At 29.7% G+C, this 16,412-nt stretch carries 18 protein-coding genes and 1 riboswitch; of the genes, 1 reads left to right on the top strand and 17 read right to left on the bottom strand.

Annotated elements, in window-relative coordinates; all coding sequences use genetic code 11:
* Positions 1-11: 11 nt before the first annotated feature.
* From ACJDU8_RS11960 to ACJDU8_RS11910, 11 genes are all read right to left on the bottom strand, one after another.
* Positions 12-1,130, bottom strand: coding sequence for a helix-turn-helix domain-containing protein (locus ACJDU8_RS11960; RefSeq protein WP_406792380.1), 1,119 nt, complete (start codon positions 1,128-1,130; stop codon positions 12-14).
* A gap of 491 nt (positions 1,131-1,621) precedes the next feature.
* Entirely contained in the window at positions 1,622-2,422 is an 801-nt protein-coding gene (locus ACJDU8_RS11955; RefSeq protein WP_406792379.1) for a permease prefix domain 1-containing protein, read from the bottom strand.
* A 2-nt stretch (positions 2,423-2,424) separates the two neighbouring features.
* A complete protein-coding gene (locus tag ACJDU8_RS11950) occupies positions 2,425-2,757 on the bottom strand; it encodes a PadR family transcriptional regulator (protein ID WP_406792378.1) in 333 nt (110 codons plus the stop codon).
* Positions 2,758-3,318: 561 nt separating this feature from the next.
* Entirely contained in the window at positions 3,319-3,879 is a 561-nt protein-coding gene (locus tag ACJDU8_RS11945) for a hypothetical protein (RefSeq protein WP_406792377.1), read from the bottom strand.
* 49 nt (positions 3,880-3,928) lie between these two features.
* Positions 3,929-4,459 (bottom strand): hotdog family protein, encoded by a 531-nt coding sequence (locus ACJDU8_RS11940; RefSeq protein ID WP_406792376.1) that lies wholly within the window; start codon positions 4,457-4,459, stop codon positions 3,929-3,931.
* A gap of 185 nt (positions 4,460-4,644) precedes the next feature.
* On the bottom strand, positions 4,645-5,163 hold the full coding sequence (locus ACJDU8_RS11935; RefSeq protein ID WP_406792375.1) for a methyltransferase family protein: 519 nt from the start codon (positions 5,161-5,163) through the stop codon (positions 4,645-4,647).
* 118 nt (positions 5,164-5,281) lie between these two features.
* The gene (plsY, locus tag ACJDU8_RS11930) at positions 5,282-5,878 is read right to left on the bottom strand and encodes a glycerol-3-phosphate 1-O-acyltransferase PlsY (RefSeq protein WP_406792422.1); all 597 of its coding nucleotides are present in this window, start codon (positions 5,876-5,878) and stop codon (positions 5,282-5,284) included.
* Between the two features lie 340 nt (positions 5,879-6,218).
* Positions 6,219-6,731: an NUDIX hydrolase gene (locus tag ACJDU8_RS11925; RefSeq protein ID WP_406792374.1), complete on the bottom strand. Its 513-nt coding sequence runs from the start codon at positions 6,729-6,731 to the stop codon at positions 6,219-6,221.
* Between the two features lie 120 nt (positions 6,732-6,851).
* Complete coding sequence (locus ACJDU8_RS11920; RefSeq protein ID WP_406792373.1) at positions 6,852-7,307, bottom strand: hypothetical protein; 456 nt, start codon at positions 7,305-7,307, stop codon at positions 6,852-6,854.
* A gap of 325 nt (positions 7,308-7,632) precedes the next feature.
* A complete protein-coding gene (locus ACJDU8_RS11915; protein WP_406792372.1) occupies positions 7,633-8,493 on the bottom strand; it encodes a DUF4351 domain-containing protein in 861 nt (286 codons plus the stop codon).
* A gap of 81 nt (positions 8,494-8,574) precedes the next feature.
* The gene (locus ACJDU8_RS11910; protein ID WP_406792371.1) at positions 8,575-8,895 is read right to left on the bottom strand and encodes a hypothetical protein; all 321 of its coding nucleotides are present in this window, start codon (positions 8,893-8,895) and stop codon (positions 8,575-8,577) included.
* 181 nt (positions 8,896-9,076) lie between these two features.
* On the opposite strand from ACJDU8_RS11910, the gene ACJDU8_RS11905 reads away from it, so the two are divergent.
* A complete protein-coding gene (locus ACJDU8_RS11905; RefSeq protein WP_406792370.1) occupies positions 9,077-9,364 on the top strand; it encodes a hypothetical protein in 288 nt (95 codons plus the stop codon).
* Between the two features lie 3 nt (positions 9,365-9,367).
* Here ACJDU8_RS11905 and ACJDU8_RS11900 read toward each other — a convergent pair whose 3' ends face one another.
* The 6 genes from ACJDU8_RS11900 to ACJDU8_RS11875 form a co-directional block, all read right to left on the bottom strand.
* Positions 9,368-9,640: an FAD-dependent thymidylate synthase gene (locus tag ACJDU8_RS11900; protein WP_406792421.1), complete on the bottom strand. Its 273-nt coding sequence runs from the start codon at positions 9,638-9,640 to the stop codon at positions 9,368-9,370.
* Between the two features lie 410 nt (positions 9,641-10,050).
* The gene (locus ACJDU8_RS11895; protein WP_406792369.1) at positions 10,051-10,566 is read right to left on the bottom strand and encodes a GrpB family protein; all 516 of its coding nucleotides are present in this window, start codon (positions 10,564-10,566) and stop codon (positions 10,051-10,053) included.
* Positions 10,567-10,662: 96 nt separating this feature from the next.
* On the bottom strand, positions 10,663-11,265 hold the full coding sequence (locus ACJDU8_RS11890) for a nucleotidyltransferase family protein (RefSeq protein ID WP_406792368.1): 603 nt from the start codon (positions 11,263-11,265) through the stop codon (positions 10,663-10,665).
* A 372-nt stretch (positions 11,266-11,637) separates the two neighbouring features.
* Entirely contained in the window at positions 11,638-12,048 is a 411-nt protein-coding gene (locus ACJDU8_RS11885; protein WP_406792367.1) for a cytidine deaminase family protein, read from the bottom strand.
* Between the two features lie 331 nt (positions 12,049-12,379).
* The gene (locus tag ACJDU8_RS11880; RefSeq protein ID WP_406792366.1) at positions 12,380-13,795 is read right to left on the bottom strand and encodes a cell wall-binding repeat-containing protein; all 1,416 of its coding nucleotides are present in this window, start codon (positions 13,793-13,795) and stop codon (positions 12,380-12,382) included.
* A gap of 24 nt (positions 13,796-13,819) precedes the next feature.
* Positions 13,820-15,211, bottom strand: a complete 1,392-nt coding sequence (locus ACJDU8_RS11875; RefSeq protein WP_406792365.1) for a cell wall-binding repeat-containing protein — start codon at positions 15,209-15,211, stop codon at positions 13,820-13,822.
* Positions 15,212-15,621: 410 nt separating this feature from the next.
* Positions 15,622-15,705, bottom strand: a riboswitch (cyclic di-GMP riboswitch).
* Between the last annotated feature and the right edge of the window lie 707 nt (positions 15,706-16,412).

The raw sequence follows: 16,412 nt of genomic DNA, 5'->3' as shown, positions 1-16,412 counted from the left end.
AGTATTAATCATTATTTTTCACCTAACTTTCCTTTCAATTTTTTAATAAGCATATTGTACTGTTCATCTTCTCTTAACTGCGTAAATGCAGGATTTTCAGTAAGCATCTTAATAAAATTTTTCTTAATTGTTATCTCATCTAACAGACTGTTTGTTCCAATACAAATATTATCCTCAATCCATTTATCTACCTGAGTAAAATATCCATTTCCTTTTAATCTCAATGGATATTGATATCCACAAACAATATCTACATATTGTTTCAATGCATCTATTGCCTTTTCTTTCTTCTGCTGAATCAAATACCCCTGTGCAGCAACAATATGAATTCCAAAAACTGCATTTGTCAAAATCTCTTTCATCTGAAAAGAGTTAATAATCTGAATCCCCTGAGAATATATCTGCTCAAATAAAACTGCTTCCATCATGTGCATGGAAAGATAGTTGGTTAAAAGTGTTAATGTATTTATGATATTTTGGTATAGTAATATTTGATTCACGACCTTTGCTTGATCAATTTCCCCCAGCATTTGATATGCATTAATCAGCATAACATCGTCTCCACTATACGGAGTTAACTTATCATCTAATAATCGAATAACTTCTTTGTTATTTCCCTGCATCATCTCTGCCAATGCCTCCATAGTATTTGCACTTTTTATGTTAGAAATATTCTCTGATTCATCTTTTACTCTCCAACTCAGCAGTATGCATTGATGAAGAACTTCTTTTTTTATTTCCTCATTTTTTGCTGAAGGCAAATAGTTTAATAATAATTGAATCATAGACAATAAAAACGGAAAACAAGAATAGTATTTCCTTATCATTTTGTTACACTGCTCCATTACTTCGTCAAATGGTTTCGTAGCAAATTCATGTGAAAGTCTATTATAAATTTTTTTAATGTCTTCCTTTGTAAGTTGTGGAGAATATCCCAATAATTCATCCACTGAAACATTAAAATAAGTTGCAAGTTCAGGAAGAAGTAAAATATCAGGATAACTTAATCCTGATTCCCACTTGGAAACGGATGCTTTAGAAACCCCGATGTAATCTGCCAACTGTTCCTGCGTTATCCCCTTCTCTTTCCTTTTTCGAATAATACATTTACTTATATTTAGCTCTTTCATATCTATCACCTCTAATGATATTTTATGTATTAAGCCAACTCCTGTCGATGGATTTATAGTTGATTTTAATGAAATAAGTTAACTTACAGGAAACTTTCTTCATTAATTAAAGCCCTGCTTCTCTTGGTTAAGCAAGGCCAATACAAATAATATTTATATGCTCCCCTATACTCTTACATAAGCCAGCTTGCTCCTCTTTTGTTAGGATAAACTTAGTTTATAAAGCATGATTTTCCTCCTCTCTGAAATTCTGAATATAAAAAAGCCTATACCGTTAGATATGGGCCTTTAGTCGTGTAGTTGGGAATATTTTGAAACATATTTATCTCATGAATATCTCATTTTATATTGATATTAACTTTTAAAAAAATCCAAACAATAGCAGATATTATGGAACAACCAGCCATTCATCCTCCTTGCTTTTTGAATAATTAATATCTTGTTCAGTGATTTTATAGTATTTACGCCTTCCTCGCCTTCCTCCATCACAATTATGATATAAATTCAACTTTCCTTTTATGATAAATATTCATGAAAGAGGAAATCATAAATAAAACAATACTTGATACTATACATATAGTTATAAAGATACTTAAAATATTATTGATTCCATATTGCAGCCATTGAATTCTTGGCGTGATGTAATGAACAGAAATATACCACTTATTATTAGTAGTTAAATATTCCTTACCTGACGAAGCATTTGATATATATCCTATTCTCTTTAAATCATTACTAAGCTGAGCATAGCTTGGATATATATTTTTTGCATCCTTAAAAGAAGCTATATCCATATTTCCATTATAATTTTTGGGATATTTGAATACTGCTATATATTTTAATTCCTTATTGTAAAATTTAAATTTATTATTATTTTCTTTGAATAAAGTCTCTAGTTTACCGCTGGATACATCATTATTACTTTTTATTATATTTTGTACATCATATAAAATTTTTGTATCTATATAACTTGAATTATATTTAATAAAATTTTGAAATATTAAAAACATCACACCTATAATTAATAATATAAATGCCATATTATTAATTTTTCTTGAGAAGCTTTTTTCAATAGTATAGACTTGCTTAAGTTGTTTCTTTAATATATCCACTTGTCCAAATCTATTTATAGCAATATCAATGCTTTCATCTTGGGATTTTCCCTGCTTTTTTAGTTCTTCTATAGATTGTAATAAATGATTCTTCATTTCTTGTCTTACTACGGTAATTTCTTCATTTCTACCTTTTAAGTTTTTACAAACTGAGTTAATATATCTTTCTAATTTATCCATACTTATACCTCCTTAAAAAAAATATCAATAATATTCTTAAAAAATATCCACTCACCTTTCTTTTTACTAAGATACTCTATACCTTTATCAGTTATTTTATAATACCTCCTTCTTCCCCCATTACTTTCTGTATCACCCCAATAAGAATGAACTAATTCATTCTTTTCTAATCTTTTTAACACCACATATAAAGTCCCTTCCTTAATTTCAAATTTTTCTTTACTCATGTTCCTAATTTTTTTTGAAATTTCATAACCATATAAATCATTACTTCTAAGTAAAGATAATATTATACTTTCTATGTATCCTTTTATCATTTCTTTATTTATTTCCAATAAGCATCACTTCCTTATGTCATATATATCATATATTACTATATAGTGTAAAGTAATATATAGTAATCAAGTCATTTTATATATGCTAAAGAGAGCTAGTTTAAAGTAACTCGCTCTGCATCAATATTTTTATGGCCACTCGCAAGGAAACAATGCCAAGTAACTTCGCAGTATTTTTAACTGAAGGCTCATTATCCATATAACTACTCCCTTTATTTGTATAACCTTTAAGTGGCAATATCTTATTACTGTAACTTAACTATCATGAAAATCATACCATACTTTTATAACTACACGGGAAATATATGAGTTTTTCAACACTGTATTATTCAACTTTCAGAGAACAATGTTTATATCTTCAATTTCATCGGTAATTTTTACATAAAAGTACAGGTCATAACTACAACAATCATCTATTTCTCCTTAAATTTAGTCTATTTTAATCCATGTTAAGTTACACTTGTGACGCAAGTTAACAAAAATGTGACTGATAGATAATTTCCTAAATAAACTCATTAACTTTAAAAAAATTTCGTTTTCACTTTCCTTGTCTACAAAAAACTACTCTATAAGAATTCCTGCTCCTGTATATTGATATGGAGAATTTCTCTCTAATGTAAGCTTGTCATTAGGTTCGATAATGAAATTTTCCCAGACCACATTATCAATACCATTACCATAGATAGCTGATGAATTTAACATTTTGAATGTATTATTCTCATATTTGATGAGTATGTAATGTAATGCTTGAGTGGAATTTTCCAAACTACACAAAATAATTGCATATTTATTAGCACCTGACTTAACTTTATCAAAAACATTTATATTTACACCAGATATGTTAAATCCCTTTGCAAGTGGCATAAGTGGACTGTTGGATAATATACATGCATAGGAATATGAATGCCAATTATCACTTAATTCCTTAGATATTTTTTCTGGATTTGAATAAGCTTCAGGAATACCCATATTATTTGAACCAACTTGTATCTTTTTATAAATATTAGCAATAAAAATTCTATCATTTACACATTGAGCTTTATTGGTTTCCCATAAATAATAAGCAATTGAATATGCACCACAACTCATACTACCTTTAGGTTGAGAAATGTATGGTTTCATGAAAACATCGCTCTCCTTTCATTCAAACATGAAATATACATGCTTTTTGTTAGAGAGTTGCCTTAAAGCATAATATATTTTTACTAAAGCCTTTGATAATATTTTTTTCATGTTTGATATAGACTGGATTACCTCCATAAATTGGGTAAGTATATTTTATCTCTATTTTGTTAGCTTGAGTTGTATCACAAAGCTTTTTCAAAATAAACAATCCTTGTACAACAGGATTTTCTGTAAGATGAATAGAATTTGTATCTCCTGTTAGATGACTAAAATCTATAATTTCTTTTTTGGAGAAATCATACCACAAACTTCCAACATCTTTAATATTTTCTGTTTCAATAGGTTCTTTAATTTTTGCATTTAACATTAAATATACTGTTAATATTTCTGCAGTTTTATTTTCAATATACCCACTACAGTTGAGTATACAAAGCCTTCTATTATTTTTTACAACTTCAGTTCTATAAGTTTTTTCATTTATTTTCGGCTGAAAACATTGATATTTTACTTTAGCAATAAATGCACCATCATAAAAAAAATCTTCTATTGAGCAAAACTCTTTAAATAAATTTATCATTTTTGTTCCCCTTATAGTTTTAATAATTATCATCTTCACAAAAATTTACTATTGTCTAATTATCGCTATGTTAAAGTTAATAAACATAATTTGAAATTTATGACATTGCAAGTATTCTCCTTGGTGAATATAATATAATAAGAACACAAATCATCACTTGAATAATAGAGTTATAGTATACCTGTCTAAATATAACGTCTCACTTTATTCATGTATTTTATATATTCTTCTCCGAATTTCTTAATGCACCATCTTTCTTCTGAAAGGATAATCCAGTGTTCTGATACTTGAAAACCGATTAATAATGCAAGTAATATCAACGAATGTGTTAGGAACACACACCCTAAAAAATAAATAAAATATGCAATGTACATAGGATTGCGGGATATTCGGTATAATCCGTTTAAATTTATTCCATTCATTTTAGGCTTAGCATAATTTACTACAGATATAGCATATAAAATAATTCCTAAACTATATATTACTAGACCTATGTAAGACCAGTCAGAGTCGGTTCTGATTTTGAGTAATAATAGGTATAGTAAAATAAGGACGGTTGTAATTTGATAAATCCAGAATGCTACTTTTTCTCTTCCGATTAATGGAGCAAAGAAACCTGCACGTTTAAGTGATCCTTTGTCTATTATACTTAAAACCCCATATCTGATAAGTACTAGTGGTATTACTGTCAAAAATGCATTCATTTTGCCCCCACCTTTTAGATTTTTGATCTATAACATTTCTATTTTACTTGGTTGGCGTTTTTTTACTCTTGTGACGTAAGTTACGAATAATCCGTCATAAAATATTTTAGATATTATTTCAATTTTCTTCATTATGTATAAGCCTTATTAAATTTTCTTTATGCCTAAATACTATTAAAATAGAGGCTATTGTAGAAGTCATTACTATTGAGACAGGTACTTTCATAAGAACACACATAATGGGTATTGATAAACCTGTTACAATTGACCTAATAGAAACTATATTGGTAAATAAACGTAATATAAAGTAAAATGCAATTCCTATTAGCGTAGGAATAGGTGCCAATAAAATAAATGTTCCAAGTGTTGTATTTACACCTTTACCACCCTTAAAACTAAGAAACGGAGTATAATCATGTCCTAAAATTGTTGATATGGCAATGATGGAAAGATAAATATCTGTTGATATTGGTAATTTCATAATCCTCGCCAAATACATTCCTAAAATTATAGGAATACTACCCTTTAAAGCATCTATTACCTGGGTGATGATAGATAATTTAGTTCCAACAATTCTTTTTACATTTGTTGAACCTATATTTCCACTACCTTTAGTTCTTATATCAATTCCTTTAAATTTTTTAGCAATTAAATATCCTGTTGGAATTGAACCACATAAAAAAGAAATTATAATTGTAACCATAATAATCATAATCATCTATTTCTCCTTAAATTCAGTCTATTTTAAGCCATGTTAAGTTACACTTGTGATACTTCCAATGAAGGTTGTGGCATAAGTGAAAGCAATCGATAAAAATTACTGTTAACGTGTGGTTAGAATTACCTTCATAATGAAGCTTGTTATCTTTCCTAGCCAATGTACCTGTGTCATTCACACTATAGAGATCCAAAATTCATTTTCATATACTAAGTCTATATAAAGCAACACTCCAGCAATAATTGAGCCATAGAAATAAATAGCCATATTGAAAATGGTTTCCCCCTATTTAATTTACAAGTTCTGAGAATTATAAAGTAATTAACGGCCATTTTTCTTATTTGGCAAATAAAAAATCTTCAAAAATCTTTCTCAAAGGTGCTAATCTTTCTGCAACTGGCAATGCAATAATTCCTAATTTTATCATTTCATCTAATTTGTCCAGTGTTACCCATTGTGCTTTTACTGTTTCACCTTCTTGCATTGTTAGTTCAGATATTTTAATATCTTTTCTAATTATGTAAGTATCAACAAATGCTGTTTCTTCTTTTTTTGTACCAAGAAAGAGTAACTCATCTTCATTGGCCATTATTCCTGTCTCTTCAAACAATTCTCTAATTGCTCCTGCCTTACTGGTTTCTCCTACTAAAGTAGATCCACAAGTATTCTCCCAAAAATTTGGATATTCTTTCTTATCTGGATGTCTCAATGTTAGTAAAACTTCATTATGGTTGTTAATAGTCCAAATACCTACAACAATATGATATTCCCCAATTATCATTTTATCTTGTCTATTGTGAATTTTATTTAGTGGTTGTCTTGTTTCATCAAATAAATCCCATTTTTCCATTAGTTGTTTTCCTCCATGAAATATAAATAGTCATTACTACTTTTTACAATATCTAATACCTTAAAAATACGTTTGGCAACATCTTTAATTGTGGCTTAATTATTTGGAGCAATGTTTAATTTATGGTCCAGTTCCCATGTTAGTGATTTTATATTCATTGTTTACTTTCTCTACGTCTATAAATTCACCTTTATTTACAACCCAGTCACCTTTTAATACCCCATTGCCTGCCATCCAATATGAATTCTCATCGGATGGTTTTTCTGATGGTTTCACAGAATAGTGAACCCAAAAACTAAATTTGTCAGTATTCCCTCGTATATCCTTGATGTTATTTATAGTATAATCTGTACTTTTAAATTTTTTTGATACTGCATCTTTCTTATATTCATTAAGATATTCTTTCGTAATCTGATAGGAAATTTCTTTTACTTTCGTAGAACCTGTCTTTAAAACAACATCTTTAATTGTTGGTTCATAATTTGCCATTTTATTATCACTACAGCCTACTCCTACAAAAATACTAATTATGCAAAAGATATAAATTACAATAAAGTTTTTCTTTATAATATCCACCTTCCTTCACTATAAAATTTTATTTAGATGTATTAGTTTACAATTCTATTATAACTAATTCTAGTATATCATGAAATTTGAGGGAATTAAATTGAATTATTTGGACATCCTTTAAGGTATATCCTATATCTCTTATATACAGTATTATAGTTGACTCTTATCTCCTTTAATTTCAAAATATCTGTACTAGCTGTAATTATGTTCCTAGTCATAAAATAGTAGTTTTTTTATCATAGATGCAGGTCACCCTATCACTTCCAATAATTTTAATTCACAGCAATAAAAAAACTAGCCTACTATAGACATAATAAGCTAATTTTATATTTTAGAAATATTGTTCTAACTCTTCTATTGAATTCAATTCAAATATATCCGTTGCAATTAACTCTATTGTTTCTTCTGGAAGTGCCTTTATTTTCTCTTTATATTCACTAGGCATTTTTTTAAACTTTTTCATCAACATTTTAATTAAAAGTTCAGTTTTTCCCTCTTCTTTCCCTTTTTCAATTCCTTCGTTTATTAAGCTTTTACCGAGTTCAGTCATCCTCAATTCCTCCTTTACTCTCTCTAAATCTTTTCCACTTAAAAATTTATTTGCAAAAGCATATAGTATTGATTCCACGTCATATTTATAGTCTTTATTTACGTCTTTTACTACATCTATGGCATTAATTATCTTGTCTACTGTACTTATATCTCCACCCATTATAAGTGTAAATGTTAAAGATATTATATCTTGTTTTGTAATATCCACTCCCGATTTTATTTTAGCCATGATATCATTATATATCTTATCTCCATCTTTACGGGCCATAGATATTGAATTTACTTTGTATGCATTTATTCCTGTCTCTAAAACATTCCCTGGATTTTTTATATTACCTGAATAAACAACATATGTAACCACATCTTTTCCTGTTTGATGTCCAAGCAGTGCTTCATAGGCTCTAAACCTTCTTAAATCTGCTTTTCCTTTATTAGTTGTTTGAAATTCAAAATGTATAAAAGTATCATCCTCCATCAGGAAAGTATAATCCATAAACATGTTTTTAGTTTCTAAAACTACTAATTCTGTTGAACCAAGTTCTTTAACTTTTTTATTTATTCCAAAGAATTTTAAACCTTCCTCTGCAAAAAGATCCATTGCCCTTTTCATTATTAGATCTTCATAATTTGTAGGCCTCATCAGTTCACCTTCCCAGTTTTCCATTATATCTTTATTTTAATTCATTAGTATGAATAGTTCAAATAAAAGTAAATTTTTTATCTACAACCACCGCCAGTTTGGTAAAAGCTCTACTTTAGTAGCACTGCCACTCCACTCTATAATATTTTGGCCAGGTTTAAGTTTTAAGAATTCACCTGTCATCTTGCCATTTAAATTACTTCCTCCATTATCACAGCAGTCCTGTATAACTGAGTTTATTATGACCTTTTTGGCTATATCTGTAAGAGTTATCTGATCCTCATTCATTTTAAAGACTATATCACCGGAGCCGTAAATGCTTATTACAGCCTCGCTTTCTATGCTTCCTGGATTAGTTACAGATGTACCTGATATATTTAAGGTTACTATATTATTTTCCACTGCATACTTTAAATGGTCTGCAGTTAAACATTATGGGAAACTGCCTGAAATATCTATAAACCTGCTTAAAATCAATGGCATTTACCACCTGGGCAATATATTTTTTATCAGATTGAAAGCTGAATATGAGATCATTATACCTGCAACTTCATAGTTACTATCATCAATTTTCAAAAGAAATATGGCTTCTAAAATATATAACAGTGAATTAATTCAGCCTTTCGCCTGCAGTGAAAATTCTAAAACTAATACAGGCAGTGGCTCTTTAATACAAAACCTTTTCTGTTATACTAATATTACAGATGTAAAGCAAGCTGTGGATCTTATCTTATCCCAGCCAAAACTTATTCTTAACGGAGAACTTTTAAATGATGAATCAAAGACTGCTATAGCTAACGCTCTAAATATGGGGCTAACTTATGCTGAGAAGCTACACCAGAAAGAAAATAGTAAAATTAAACACAAATAAAGATTAAGAGGAAACTGTAACTACGATAAATAAAATTGGTAAATTTTTCGTTAAATTATCTCTAAAGAACAGAGGTTCTATTACTGTAATTTCATTTTCAAATTTATCTTTTGAATAATTACAATACCTAGTACTCTCTTGACCAAAACTTGCAAGTCTATGTCTTACTAACTCATGGCTTACCCCTCTATCACATATAAATCTAACTGAAATAGAATTATGCTCAATCATTGCTTCATGCCCATTTTCTAATTTTCTATTAACTTTGCAACAAATTTCTTAGCTGAATCATCTGTAATATTGTTTACTTTTTAAATATTTCATTTTCCTTTTCCTCTCTTAAATACAATTTTACAGTATTTGCCTCACAGAAAAGAAAACAGGTATAGCAAATACTATACCTGTAATATATCTATATCAGAAATATGTCAGTTTCGTATCTTCTGTAAGGCATTGTAGGTACAACAAGAAATGCTGGCAATCCAACTATTGTCCTAAATAAATTAATAAATGCTCATTACAGAATTACTATCAAACAGACACCACCTTTTAAATAATATATCATAAGTGTATCTATTTTATATAATATTGTCAACACGAAAACTATAGGGACAATACTTGCTTTACACTTTATACTGATGTGACACAATAAAGTTACACTTGTGACACAAATTAAAAATATTATATTATGTATCTAATACTTCTCTTATAAATGCACCTTTCATTTCAGTATAGTTTTCTCTATCATTGGGAAATTGCTCACAAAGATCAATTTTTAACTGTTCATATTTCATTCTTAAATCTTTATTTGACCTAAGCTTATTTCTAAATTTAATGTAATCATTCCATTCATCTCCACCATAAATATCCACGTGGATATGATGAGTGCGAATATCATTTTTAAAGTCACCACATGAAAAAAACATATGATTTTTATTATCATTAGCTCTCTTATGGATAAATCCTCTACTTTCTAAGGATTTCATAATTTTAAAAACATCTTGAAAATCTTTTACCCCAACTAAAATGTCAATAATAGGTTTCGCTTTGAGATTTCTAATCGCTGTACTTCCAATATGCTGAATATCTACTGCCTTATCTCCAAATATCTCTCTCAGTTCAGAAATAATTTTTTTTGCATTAATCTCCCACTCTATAGAGTATTCTTCTAATACAACTATTCCTCTTTTTAACCCTATCATTTTAACCCTCACAATTTATAAATATCAACTATCTTTGAATAATTTACAGTTACACTACAACTTAAGAAGAACGCGAATTAAATTAGTTCATCTAAACTAACCTTCCCATGGAATAATTTTTAAGTCTGGCCATTTATCTAACCAACTTGACACTTTATTATCATAAATCTGCTTCGTTATCTGTGCTTTATTTGCCCGTACAATTTTTCCAAACAAATCATTTAATCCAAATGGAGCGTATACTTTAAATTCATTATTTTTTTCTTTTCTAACTCCAATCGCTGTAGCAGTAGTAGGCCATGTATTTATAGCGGATTCAAGCGATATATACGGCTCAATTGTATATCCAAAATGATTTTTATACCATAGATGAATCCTAGCTTGATTTTTTATATCCACTTCGATTTCTAAATCTGAATATAGTTCTTTCATTTGAGAAATAATTCTATTTTCAGACTGAAAGTCTAAATTTATATCATCAAAATAAACAAAATCAATATCCTTTATACCATACTCTAGTGGATAATCGGAAAGATAATTCCAAACTGTTTGTGCAATACAACCAGCACCTATATAATAACTGCCTATGTCTAGCCGTTTGGATCGTTCAATTGCTATATTAATAATTTCATTTGACATAATAATGTTTTCTAATGCTTTAAATTGTGCATAAATATCCAAATTATAACCATTTATCATTTGATATTTCTCCCCTACGTCTCATTCACCTCGCTTTAATAATGTACTTGCATATCTTTTATTCTCATAACTATTAGTTGAATTTTTTTGAGATTGATGCCAATCAATATATTGAAAAAACGCTTGTGGTGAATCATCATTTTCTGCCCAATCAGGCATAAATCAAACAATATTTTTCTCTCTGACAATCCGATAAAGGTTTTCTGCGTCTTTTCGCTGAAAATCTCGAATTACTATATGATTTGTTTCTATTCTCATATTGCTCCTCTCCCGCCGTACTGTAAAACGCTCCCTATTTTACAACAAATTACAGTCATGCCACAACTTATGAAGATTACAAACTAATATAACTTTAGATTATACTAACATATCTTAGTCATTAAAGCGATAAGCTCCCCACCAATCAGGAATTAAATATTTTAATCTAACAGTTTTTCTGGTCTTATAATCTATTAATATTTCTATTTCAGAACTATCTTTATCTAACTGCATCATATATTCTCTACACGCTCCGCAAGGTGAACCTACGCTTCCATCTTCTACAATAGCAACCACTTTATCAATTTTACTTTCTCCATGGGTTATCATATTTGCAATTGCATTGCGCTCTGCGCACATTCCAAGGGTTGATGCTGTATCAATACAAACCCCAACATATATATTTCCACTTTTCGTTAGAATTGCACTTGCTACACCACCTGCTTCAATAAAAGGTGAGATTACTCTTGATTTTTGGACTTCTCTTGCTTTTTCATATAATACTTCCCATATATCTTGTTCCATTTTTTATCTCCTAATTTAAAATTTTATACTAAACATACACACCAGAATTAGCACTTATTGTATAAACTATAGATATGATTACACATTTTCAATACTAATACAAGAGTCTTTTTACCTTTTACTTTATACTTCCTATTGCACCTTCAAATTATCCTCCGTAATATTTTTAATGTGTTATTTGCTCCAATTAGTTCAAACACAGCTGCTCTATCATCAACATTTGCCGTAGTTACAATGGCAAATTAGTCCATGTATTTGCAGAACTACTTTTTTGTATTTTCATTAGGAAAGTTTATCCGTATTGGTGATTACATCTTCGAACTCACGTTATTTATTTTTTTAGAGCATTTTCTACATCTGTGCTTATTTCATCAGTACCTCCGAGAATATATATATTTAAATACTTGCTATTATCTATATATGTTTTTGAATCTTTAATATTATTATTGGTAAGTATTATAGGAGCACTATATTTTGCCGCTAACGAACTTGCGCATACGGCATCCTTAAAATCCGAACCCGCAGCAAATATTACTGTGGTGCCATATTCAGAATCAAAACTCTTGCATATGCTTAATGAAGTTGCATATCTGTCTGCTCCGCTTATTCTGGTAACATTACTGGAATAATTGTTTAATGTATTAAAGATATTATCAGAGATTACTCCTGTTCCACCAACTACATATATGGCTGAAGGTTTTATTTTTATTAATTGGTGTATTGTTTGCGGAGGAAGAGTATCTTTTTGAGTTACTAATATAGGATACTGCTTTATGGCAGCTACTGCTCCGGCACTAAGAGCATCAGGAAAATCTTCTCCACTAGCTAAAAATACAGGAGTCCCTTTTGGTATATTAAGGTTGTTGTTTACTTGTTCACAGGTATCGTATCTATCTAATCCGCCGATCCGAATTACATTATATGCCAATTTCTTAAATTTATTTTCTATATCTGTACTTATAGCACCTTCTCTGCCCAAAATATATACCGTACCATTCTTATTGAGCTTACTTGTAATAAAACTATATACAGCTGAATCACTCTTTGTATTCAATAACAATATAGGAGCATTCAGTTCTGCTGCTAATACCGATCCAGAGAGAGAATCTGCAAATATAGTTCCAGATGCTATAACTACGTTTTTAAGAGTTATTACTTTGTTCACTTCGTTCTTCTGCACAGGAAAAAATTCATTTGCAATATCTATCATGGTTGTAAATCTCTTGTGCTGATACCTACCTGTGTTAGTAGTTGTTACAGTAGTTCCATCCGATAATACAGTGCCATCCTGAAGCTTTTTATACAGAGTTTTATCATTTGCAACAAACATAGCAGAAGATGGAGTTAAAGGTGTACTAGAAGTATCTGTAGTATGGTATTCATATACATATGCATAATAATGTACTGCTGGATATGTGGTGAATGGTATCATTGTATAAAATTGATAAAATGATATAATACGGGTGGTAGCATCTTGTAAATAATATATTTTTGTTTTGTCAGGTATAAATGTAGTTGTCGCCTTTCCTTTGGTTGTAAAACCACCTCTAAAAATTATATCCTGTGCGTTTTGTGGAAGAGCCACAGCTGCAGCCTTAAGCTGTGTGTAGGTCACAATGGCTCCTGGTGTAATTGCTTGAGTGCCTGTAGTTGCTGCATATGTACTTAAAGGAGTTATTACAGTCATAGTACTAATTACAATACACATGCATAACACACTAATCATTTTTAAATTAATATTTTTCACTATAACACCTCTTTCATTTTTTATTTATTGGACAAGAGCTTTTTCCGTATCTGTACTTATTGTTTTAGCATCGCCTAAAATGAGAATATTTGAATATTTACTGCCGTCCAAATATTGCTTTACTTTTGTAGTATTGCCATCCACTAGGAGTATTGGAGCATTATACATTGCTGCTGCCAAACTTCCAGCTAAGGCATATTTGAAATCCGTACCTGTTGTTACAGCTATATTATAGTCTCCTATATTGAAATATTTGCACACATTGATAGAAGTTTCATATCTGTCAGTTCCACTTATTCTTGTAATATTATTTGAGTATTTCTTAAGCTTGCTAATAACATTATCAGATATAACACCGGCTCCTCCTATGACATAAATTTGAGAAGGTGAGGTTCGTGAAAGTAGTCTTGATGTCTGGTCCGGCAGAGTGTCTTTCATGGTTAAATATATAGGATAGTTTTTAATTACTGATATACTGCTAATACTCAGCGCATCAGGGAAATTCTCTCCGCTTGCTATAATCACTGGATTTCCTCCTGAAACAGGAAATTGATTATTAATAGCTTCACAGGTGTCATATCTCGTATCTCCACCCAGTCTTATAGTTCTATAGCCTTTTAGTTTGAAATACCATTCTGTATTATCACTCACTGCGCCAGTACCCCCTAGTATATAGATTGCTCCATTAGGATCTAACTGCCTTGTAATATATGAGGTGGCTGAAGTATCATTTTCCGAATTTATAAATATTATAGGAGCCTGAAGCTTTGAAGCCATTAATATGCTTGATAATGAATCCGCAAAGGTTACCCCGGCTGTAAGTATTATATTTTGAAGTTTACCACTGCTTGGATTACTCAATTTTGCTATATCTTCGATTGAAGATAATCTCTTTGTTTGATATCGTGAATTTGTTTTAGCACTGTTTGAAAATAATGTACCACCTGTTACTTTTTTATACGTATCCCCATTATTTACCATGATAGAAAATTGTCGAGCAGCGGATAGTGTGTGACTATCATATGTACGCATATACCCATTATATATTACTTCAGGATATGATTGTCCAATATTAACACTGGAGAATTTATAATAGTACACTGGCACTTCATCATCTGCCATATCCGTTATATAATAAATCTTGGTGTAATCTGGTGTGAAGGAGGAATGATTCGTATTTTTAGAAGTGGTGCCTCCATTTATTATTTCATCTATACCGTTTTGAGGCATAGCTATAGACGTAGATACTAATTCCTTAAGAGTTAGATTGTTTATAGTGCTGGCATCGGTTGTTGTATTGGTAGTTGTAATTGTATTAGTTATAGTACTGGCAGTAGCTGAGGTGATAGTTAAATGATTTATTACTATGGATGTCAAACATATTATTGTTGCTAACTTCATTAATTTATTTTTCATTGTGTGCATCTCCTAAAATAATAATTGGTAATATTAAGATAAGAATATTATACTATATTAACGTAAGTTCGAAAATTTAATTATAGTCCATGGATAAATTTTTCTATAAAAAATGCAAAAATATACTCCTATAGCCGCATGGTTATATCTTCCATTTATATTAAAGCAATGCACTTATCCATCTTTAAAGATGGTCTCTATCACCAAACAATTTTTCAAACAAATTCTTTGTTACATTCTGAATTATCATTGAGTTTAAAATTTTTTAACAAGTAGCATTCCCCCCTTATTCTCCTTTTATGTGTTCCTCACTGTGCTTACCTAGAATAGATAAAGCTTTTTAAGACTTAATATCATTTGTATATCCATCTTAAATAATAAAACCAATTAAAGCTAATCAAAAACAATTAGTTTCAATTGGTTGGTTGCATCACTAACTCCAAATTCTCAAGATGCCCAAATAAATAGAATTCTTCACAGTTCCCAGTCCTTTGTATTTTGTTAATGTTTTTTATATATTATTGTAATTTTATGTCTATATATGCGTGTATTATCATTATAGTATGAAAAAATCAATATCTCATCCCACTTTTTAACATAAAAATCAAATGTGTTGATTGAGAATTTCTATCTTCCCATCAACGCATTTAATTTCCTTCATTTCAATGTTTTAACTTCTTAACATCTTCTACACTTAGTCCAGTCTTGATTGATATAGTTTCTACATCTAATAAATTTTTCGCTATTTCTATAGCTTTTTTATTTTCGTCCTCTTCATTTGAAGTCTATTCTCTTTCAAATTCTTTTTTCTAATTTATTAAATTTCGGAACTTCTTTACATTATATCCTAAATTCTATCCCTTTTCACTATATTTTAGGGATATTCTATTATATATAACCTCTCTACTCTTATCCTATTCTTCAGCAATAAAAACAAAATACATTGCTTTCAGAACTCTACCTTCTTCTACCAAAGTATTTAATATCCTATAAAAATGCAATAATTAGCATAGTACTAAAATTGTACATTAAAATTTAACATTATTCGAATTAAATTACCATGATTTTCATAAACTATATAAATTATATAACGATAATCAAGTAAATAAGATATAAACAAGGATGGGGAATTTGATTAGGAATTAAAATAGTGATATTTATACAAGGATGGTGTATTCCTTGGAGGTGGCAATATGTGCAG

The organism is Candidatus Clostridium eludens, assembly GCF_045310515.1.
GTDB lineage: Bacteria > Bacillota > Clostridia > Clostridiales > Clostridiaceae > Clostridium_B > Clostridium_B eludens.
The sequence above is the reverse complement of the archived record's forward strand: the minus strand, read 5'-3'. Positions and strand labels throughout refer to the sequence as shown.